Annotated in this window: 8 protein-coding genes; 5 read left to right on the top strand and 3 right to left on the bottom strand. The window is 35.1% G+C overall.

Annotation, left to right across the window (positions count from 1 at the left end):
- Positions 1-149: 149 nt before the first annotated feature.
- The 5 genes from ACO59Y_RS04175 to trhP all read left to right on the top strand — a co-directional run bounded on the left by ACO59Y_RS04175 (position 150) and on the right by trhP (position 5,373).
- Complete coding sequence (locus ACO59Y_RS04175; protein ID WP_486130911.1) at positions 150-947, top strand: glycosyltransferase family 25 protein; 798 nt, start codon at positions 150-152, stop codon at positions 945-947.
- Between the two features lie 11 nt (positions 948-958).
- Entirely contained in the window at positions 959-1,843 is an 885-nt protein-coding gene (locus ACO59Y_RS04170) for a WlaTC/HtrL family glycosyltransferase (RefSeq protein ID WP_486130909.1), read from the top strand.
- The gene (locus ACO59Y_RS04165) at positions 1,837-2,841 is read left to right on the top strand and encodes a capsular polysaccharide synthesis protein (protein ID WP_486130907.1); all 1,005 of its coding nucleotides are present in this window, start codon (positions 1,837-1,839) and stop codon (positions 2,839-2,841) included. Before ACO59Y_RS04170 ends, ACO59Y_RS04165 begins: the two co-directional genes overlap by 7 nt.
- Positions 2,834-3,889, top strand: coding sequence for a glycosyltransferase family 4 protein (locus tag ACO59Y_RS04160; protein ID WP_486130905.1), 1,056 nt, complete (start codon positions 2,834-2,836; stop codon positions 3,887-3,889). The genes ACO59Y_RS04165 and ACO59Y_RS04160 overlap by 8 nt, the downstream gene beginning before the upstream one ends.
- 104 nt (positions 3,890-3,993) lie before the next feature.
- Positions 3,994-5,373 (top strand): prephenate-dependent tRNA uridine(34) hydroxylase TrhP, encoded by a 1,380-nt coding sequence (trhP, locus tag ACO59Y_RS04155; protein ID WP_486130903.1) that lies wholly within the window; start codon positions 3,994-3,996, stop codon positions 5,371-5,373.
- Positions 5,374-5,605: 232 nt separating this feature from the next.
- Here trhP and ACO59Y_RS04150 read toward each other — a convergent pair whose 3' ends face one another.
- The 3 genes from ACO59Y_RS04150 to ACO59Y_RS04140 all read right to left on the bottom strand — a co-directional run.
- A complete protein-coding gene (locus tag ACO59Y_RS04150; protein WP_373603737.1) occupies positions 5,606-6,091 on the bottom strand; it encodes a surface-adhesin E family protein in 486 nt (161 codons plus the stop codon).
- 36 nt (positions 6,092-6,127) lie between these two features.
- Entirely contained in the window at positions 6,128-6,868 is a 741-nt protein-coding gene (pflA, locus tag ACO59Y_RS04145) for a pyruvate formate lyase 1-activating protein (protein WP_486130900.1), read from the bottom strand.
- 126 nt (positions 6,869-6,994) lie between these two features.
- The coding region (locus ACO59Y_RS04140; protein WP_486130898.1) for a glycine radical domain-containing protein at positions 6,995-7,346 on the bottom strand (352 nt) is incomplete at its 5' end.

Raw genomic sequence — 7,346 nt, 5'->3', positions numbered from 1 at the left:
GTCGTGTTGAACGCTTTAACAGCCGTTTCAAAATTCCAAGCACAAAATAATTTGGACTTGTTGGAAACCCCGCCAAATGGCGGGGTTTTGTTTTATGTCGATAAAAGATAATATAGCGGTTCGATATCGAAAATAGATGATGATTTCTTATGCATACCAATTACGTCATTAGTTTAAAAACCGCCGTTCAGCGTCGCGAGCATATCTGCAAAGAATTCGGCAAACATCATATTCCTTTTGAATTTTATGATGCCCTTACACCATCAGAAGAACTCGATCAACTTATCCAAATTCACTTGCCTAATCTTGCTCATGCCAAACTTTCTGCAGGAGAAAAGGGCTGTTTTATGAGCCATTATATGCTTTGGAAAAAATGCTTGGCTGAAAATTTGCCTTATATTTATATTTTTGAAGACGATATTTTAATCGGGGAAAATGCAGAAAAGTTTTTAATTGAAGATACTTGGTTAAGCGTGCGTTTTTCAGAAGATGATGCATTTGTCTTACGTTTTGAGACATTTTTAAATTATTCGAAATGCATTGAAGCGAATATACCTTCTTATTGTGAACGAAATATATTAAAACTCGTGGTAGAGAATTGTGGCACGGCAGGTTATGTTATTTCAAAAAATGCGATTATAAGATTAATTGAATTTATTACTAATCTCTCCTCAGAAGCATTATCACCAATAGATCTTATTATGTTTAATCGTTTTAATCAGGATACTTATCAATTAGTGCCGGCATTGTGTGTTCAGGAAAGTCAAATTCAGTCTAAAAATATAAATCTTGTTAGTCAATTGCAAAGTGAGCGAGAGATTATTCATGAAGGAAAGAAAAAAACAATCTTATATAGACTGAGATCGTTATATTACAAGCCTAAAAAAATCTATAAAAAAATTTATAAGAAACTGTTTAAAAATCGCTATATTGTTCCATTCAAGTAATAGATTCGATTATGTCAGACTTAAATATAAATCAAAATCATCGTATTACAATCGTTACCGCATTCTTTGATATTGGGAGAGGGAATATTCCTAAAAATCAAGGTTATCCGGGATATTTGACAAGAACAACAAAAACTTATTTTAAATATTTCTCAAATCTAGCCAAGTTAAATAATGAAATGGTTATTTTTACTTCTCCGGATTTGAAAGAAAGAATTTTAAAATTAAGAAAAGGAAAACCCACAAAGATTATTACTATTCATTTACAAGATAAGTTTAAGCATATACTTGCTGAGATTAAAAGAATACAGAATTTGGATGAGTTTAAAAAAAGAATTTCTGTCGAACAAATTAAGAATATTGAATATTGGTCTAATTCTTATGTATTAGTAAATAATTTAAAAACGTTTTTTGTTAACCGCGCCATTCAAGAATATAAACGAAATAATATGAACGAAAGTCAATTTGCTTGGATTGATTTCGGTTATGTTAGAGATATGAAAACTTTAAATCATCTTTCAAGTTGGTCTTATAAATTTGAGAAAGATAACATCCATTTATTTTCTATAAATGATATTTCTGAGATTAACTCTATTGATGATGTATATTCAGCTATTTTTAATAATAAACCTTATATTATTGGTGGTTGTATTATAGGAAATCAAAAATCGTGGGAGAAATTTGGTAAGATAGTATTCGATTGCCAGCGAATGTTTATAAGAAACAATATAATTGACGATGACCAAGGAATTTATTTAATGTCTTATTTTAAAAATAAGGATTTTATTCGTATAAATCATTTAGGAAAAGATAATTGGTTTGGCTTATTCCATAAATTTAGCATACCTGAGAAGGCTTCTTTTTTTAGACGATTAATGGATAAATTATCATGGTAGATAATCGATATTCTTCTTATTGTTTAGCTAAACAATTCTTTCTTTTGACTAAAAAGCCTATATTAAAAAATATATATAGAGGATTAATACCTAAAAGATTTAGGAAAAAAATAGAATTATTTGTTGATTTAAAACAACAATTTCACACAGCAAAATATTTTAGGGAATTTATTGATCTTTATTTTTCTAATATATTGGAACACTTTACCTTAAAGCCGGTTAAGCAAGAATTAATTGGGAAAAAAATCATTTGGCAATATTGGGCACAAGGAATTAAAAATAGTCCTGATTTAGTAAAGGTATGTTTTTCTAGTGTAGATCGTTTTAAAGGAGAATATGAAGTAATTCGTTTAGAAGATAGCAATTTGAAGGAGTATCTTGATTTACCTGAGTTTATTTATAATAAAAAAAATTCAAATCCCAATTTTAATCATGCTTTCTTTTCTGACTTAATTCGCCTTGCCTTATTAGATATTTATGGCGGTGTATGGCTTGATGCAACAATTTTTCTTACCGGTAAAATATCTGATAAATTATTAGAATCAGATTATTTTATGTTTCAAAGAGATTTAAATGCCAAAGATAAGGAAAAATGGCGTAAATATGATATTGCTTATTTTAATTGGTCAGATAAGCATAGAGTGAATGTATTAAATAGCTTTATTATCTCTAGGCCTCATGATCTTACTATTCATACTCTATTAGATATTTTAATGAACTTTTGGAAGACTCAGGAAAATGTTCCTCATTATTTTTTCTTTCAAATTATGTACAATGAGATTATGAATGGTAAATATCTAAAAGATAGGAAATGTAAGATCATTGATGATACTATTCCTCATTTATTACATTACAACTTAAATAATAAATTCGATAATAAAGAATTTAATCTAATAAAAGAAAAAACCAACATACACAAACTAAGATATATAAATAAAGTTATTCTTGGCAGTTACTGCGATCATATTATTAACGAGAAACCAATACTCTATGAATAAATTAAACAAAGATTTTTCCATTGACTGTATGAAATTCCAATATGGTGGAGGTATGGAAAGATATACCATTGATCTTGTTAATGGATTTAATCAAATTGGTATTAAGCCTATTGTATATTCAACAAAATTTGATCTTAATTTAGTTGAAAATCAATTTATTGAAGCCAAAAAAGTCAATCTAACGCTAATTCCTAAGCCTTTGAGACAACTTTTATTATCGTGTTTCTTTAATAAGAACGGTAAAGATGTCATTTCGATGACAACAATCTACACAAAAGCAGATATTGTTTTTTGTGGAGGAAATCATAGTGGGTATTTAAATACGATTGGTAAGAAAAAAAGTATTAGCGATAAGTTAAAAATAAAAAATGAGAAGACGTCACTTTCTTATGCTAAATTAATTATTGCTCATTCAGAAATGATGAAAAATGAATTAATAAAGCATTATTATGTAGATAAAAATAAAATTTTAGTATTATATCCGCCGGTAGATACTAAAAAGTTCTCACAACCGACAGATAATAAAAGAGCTGAGTTAAGAAAGAAATTCGGTTTTAATAATAATGAAATCATCTACTTATTTCCTTCAACAGGACATGTGAGAAAAGGTTTTGATATTTTAAAGAATTATTTTGAAAAGTCTGATTTACCGATTCGTTTAGTTGTCGCCGGCACGCCGGTTAGAGAGGCTAAAAATATTACTTCATTAGGCTTTGTTAAGAATATGTCTGACTTATATCAAGCTGCAGACTATACAATTATGGCATCAATTTATGAACCTTTTGGATTAGTTGGTATAGAATCAGTTTTATCCGGTACTCAGGTTATTTTCTCCGATAATATGGGATGTTTAGAAGTATTAAAAAATAACTTTGGTTATACCTTTTCTAGAAAGAATAGTGGTGATTTAGATTCGGTAATCAGAAAATCTTTTGAAAAAGCAAAATTATTTAAACATAGGATATTAAATCCTTTAGATTGTATTGATTATAATCCAGCCTTATCCGCACATATTACCGAATTAATGAATTGTATTGAGAGGCTATAATAAAAAGTTAATTTAAAATTTAGCGATGTAATAATATAAGTATTTACTCCAACTACGGCTTGCCTCGGCAAGCCCCTGACTTGAAATCAGACTAAGAGACTTTTATGACAACTTCATTTAAACCCGAATTACTTTCCCCTGCCGGTTCCTTGAAAAATATGCGTTACGCCTTTGCTTACGGTGCCGATGCGGTATATGCCGGTCAGCCGCGTTACAGCCTGCGCGTGCGCAATAACGAATTTAACCACGCTAATTTAAAAATCGGCATTGATGAAGCCCATGCTCTCGGCAAAAAATTCTATGTGGTGGTGAATATTGCGCCGCACAATTCCAAGCTGAAAACCTTTATTAAAGACTTACAACCGGTTATCGATATGAAGCCGGATGCGTTGATTATGTCCGATCCCGGCTTGATTATGTTGGTGCGCGAACACTTCCCCGATATTGACATTCACCTTTCCGTGCAAGCCAATGCGGTGAACTGGGCAACGGTAAAATTCTGGAAACAAATGGGTTTGACCCGCGTGATTTTGTCACGCGAGCTTTCCCTTGATGAAATCGCCGAAATCCGCCGACAAGTGCCGGATATTGAACTGGAAATTTTCGTGCACGGAGCACTTTGCATGGCATATTCCGGGCGTTGTCTGCTTTCCGGTTACATCAATAAACGGGATCCTAACCAAGGCACCTGCACCAACGCCTGTCGCTGGGAATACAAAATAGAAGAAGGCAAATTAGATGAAGTGGGCAATATTGTGCCGAAAATCGATCCGAGCCAACAAATTGAAGTAAAGAACATCGCACCGACTTTGGGCGAAGGCGCCGCCACCGATAAAGTGTTCCTTTACACTGAAGCGCAAAATCCCGACGAACAGATGACTGCTTTTGAAGACGAACACGGCACCTATTTCATGAACTCAAAAGATTTGCGCGCCGTACAACATGTGGAAAAACTTAGCGCACTTGGTGTACATTCCTTAAAAATCGAGGGTCGCACTAAATCCTTCTATTATTGCGCCCGCACCGCTCAGGTGTACCGCAAAGCCATCGATGATGCCGCTGCCGGTAAACCTTTCGACGAAAGCCTGATGGATACGTTGGAATCCTTAGCGCATCGTGGTTATACCGAAGGCTTCCTGCGCCGCCATACGCACGATGAATACCAAAATTATGAATACGGCTACTCCATTTCTGACCGCCAGCAATTTGTTGGCGAATTCACCGGCAAACGCAACGAGCTCGGCATGGCAGAAGTTGCTGTGAAAAATAAATTTTTGCTTGGTGATGAAGTGGAAATGATGACGCCGCAAGGTAATATCAATTTTAAAATTGAGAAAATGTTAAATCGCAAAAATGAAGCGATTGAAGCGGCTTTAGGAGACGGACATTTTGTATTTTTAGACGTACCGCAAGATATTCATTTGGATTACGCACTTTTGATGCGTAACTTGGTAAATGCCAATACACGTAATCCGCATAATTGATTTGTTAAAAAAATGTTGCATTTATTTCAAGTCTTATTATAATCCGTCGCATACCTGATTTGTTAGTGTAACAACTCATAGTATGACTCCAAATATACTTTGCCCTCTCAGCGTTGAGAGGGCTTTTTTTATGCCTGAAAATGCCACAAAAAATGGCCTACTTGCGGCCATTTTTGTTATTACCATTGAACCTCTAAAATAGCACCGCATTGAAACGGCGTTTAATGCGGTGCTATTTTATCGGGTGTTTTGTTCTGCTGTAATTCGCACAGATTATTTGCGCGGCATTATATAAGGTGGTATTTGGCGTTAAACGAATGCTGTGCTTATCTTGTTTCTTCGGTGCAGCACGTAACCCTTCTCCCCAAAACTCATCATAAAAATCAGTACGCACTTGGGTTAAGCGATAGTTTTTACAATTTAAGATTTTGTATTGGCGCACGGAACGCGCATAACGTTTGGATTCTTTCGGATAAACAAATAAACCATGCTCCAAATTTGCCACCGCATCGAAATGCACTTCTTGCGGTTCTTCGTTATCTACCCAAATGGAATCGGTATCAATGTAATAATTGATATTTTTCACTAAACGAACATAGCCTTGGCGATCTTGAGTGGGCGGAGTCAGTTTTACATCTTGCATTTCGGCTTGATGCGGCGGTTGCGCGCTACAAGCGACAAGTAAGCCAATTGAGGATGTTAAAATCAGTTTTTTCATTATCTACTCCTTTATCTGATGTAATTGACTGTTCGCTTAGAATTTTACGGTATGTCCATAACTTTCTAGAATGGATTTGATATGCTCCAAAGATTCACGTGTCGGCGGCATGACATCTTCCAATTCATAATCGAATCCGAGAGTTTTCCATTTATGCGCGCCAAGACGATGATATGGAAGCAATTCGACTTTTTCGATGTTTTCCATGCCTTGAATAAATTGCCCGAGTAAATGTACATCGTGATCATTGTCGGTATATCCCGGCACGACAACATAGCGAATCCAAGTCCGTTGGTTACGTTTTTGTAGATATTTGGCGAACTCAAGCGTGCGTTTATTTGGTACTCCGATGAGGTTTTGATGAACCTTATCATTGAGTTCTTTTAAATCAAGCAGTACAAGATCGGTCACGTCTAATAGTTCGTCAATAATATGATCGTAATGACGGACAAAACCGTTGGTATCCAAGCAGGTATTTATTCCCTCTTTTTTACAGGCACGAAACCAATCGCGTACGAATTCCGCTTGAAGAATCGCTTCACCGCCGGATGCGGTCACGCCGCCGCCCGTTGCATTCATGAAATGGCGATAAGTCACCACTTCTTTCATTAGTTCCTCAACGGTGATTTCTCTTCCGCCTTCCAAGTCCCAGGTGTCTCGATTATGGCAATACTTGCAACGCATTAGACAGCCTTGCATAAATAAAATAAAGCGAATACCGGGACCATCTACCGTGCCACAGGATTCGTAAGAATGGATTCTTCCTAAAACTGACATAATCAACTCACATAAATAAACCGGCTAAATTCTATCAAAAATTGATCCTATAAAAAATGAGCCTGACTTAAATCAGGCTCATTATCGTTATGCTTCCGCAAAAGTGCGGTCAAAAATCACAATGTTTTAGATTGATTGTGTAAAAGTACGGGTGATAACGTCTTGTTGTTGCTCTTTAGTTAAAGAGTTAAAACGCACTGCGTAACCGGATACACGGATGGTTAATTGCGGATATTTTTCCGGATGATCCATTGCATCTAGCAACATTTCACGGTTTAACACGTTAACGTTTAAGTGTTGACCTCCTTCAACAGTGGCTTCGTGATGGAAGTAACCATCCATTAAGCCCGCAAGGTTACGACGTTGTGCTTCTGCATCTTTACCTAATGCATTTGGTACGATTGAGAAGGTGTAAGAAATACCGTCTTTCGCGTAAGCAAATGGAAGTTTAGCCACAGAAGTTAATGATGCTACCGCA

Source organism: Rodentibacter sp. (genome assembly GCF_057314195.1).
This window is presented reverse-complemented; position numbering and strand designations above follow the sequence as displayed.

Bases quoted from the DNA above. Each gene is read 5' to 3' on its own strand.
- ACO59Y_RS04160 (WP_486130905.1), top strand. From the start codon at position 2,834: ATGAATAAATTAAACAAAGATTTTTCCATTGACTGTATGAAATTCCAA.
- ACO59Y_RS04175 (WP_486130911.1), top strand. From the start codon at position 150: ATGCATACCAATTACGTCATTAGTTTAAAAACCGCCGTTCAGCGTCGC.
- trhP (WP_486130903.1), top strand. From the start codon at position 3,994: ATGACAACTTCATTTAAACCCGAATTACTTTCCCCTGCCGGTTCCTTG.
- ACO59Y_RS04165 (WP_486130907.1), top strand. From the start codon at position 1,837: ATGGTAGATAATCGATATTCTTCTTATTGTTTAGCTAAACAATTCTTT.
- ACO59Y_RS04170 (WP_486130909.1), top strand. From the start codon at position 959: ATGTCAGACTTAAATATAAATCAAAATCATCGTATTACAATCGTTACC.
- pflA (WP_486130900.1), bottom strand. From the start codon at position 6,868: ATGTCAGTTTTAGGAAGAATCCATTCTTACGAATCCTGTGGCACGGTA.
- ACO59Y_RS04150 (WP_373603737.1), bottom strand. From the start codon at position 6,091: ATGAAAAAACTGATTTTAACATCCTCAATTGGCTTACTTGTCGCTTGT.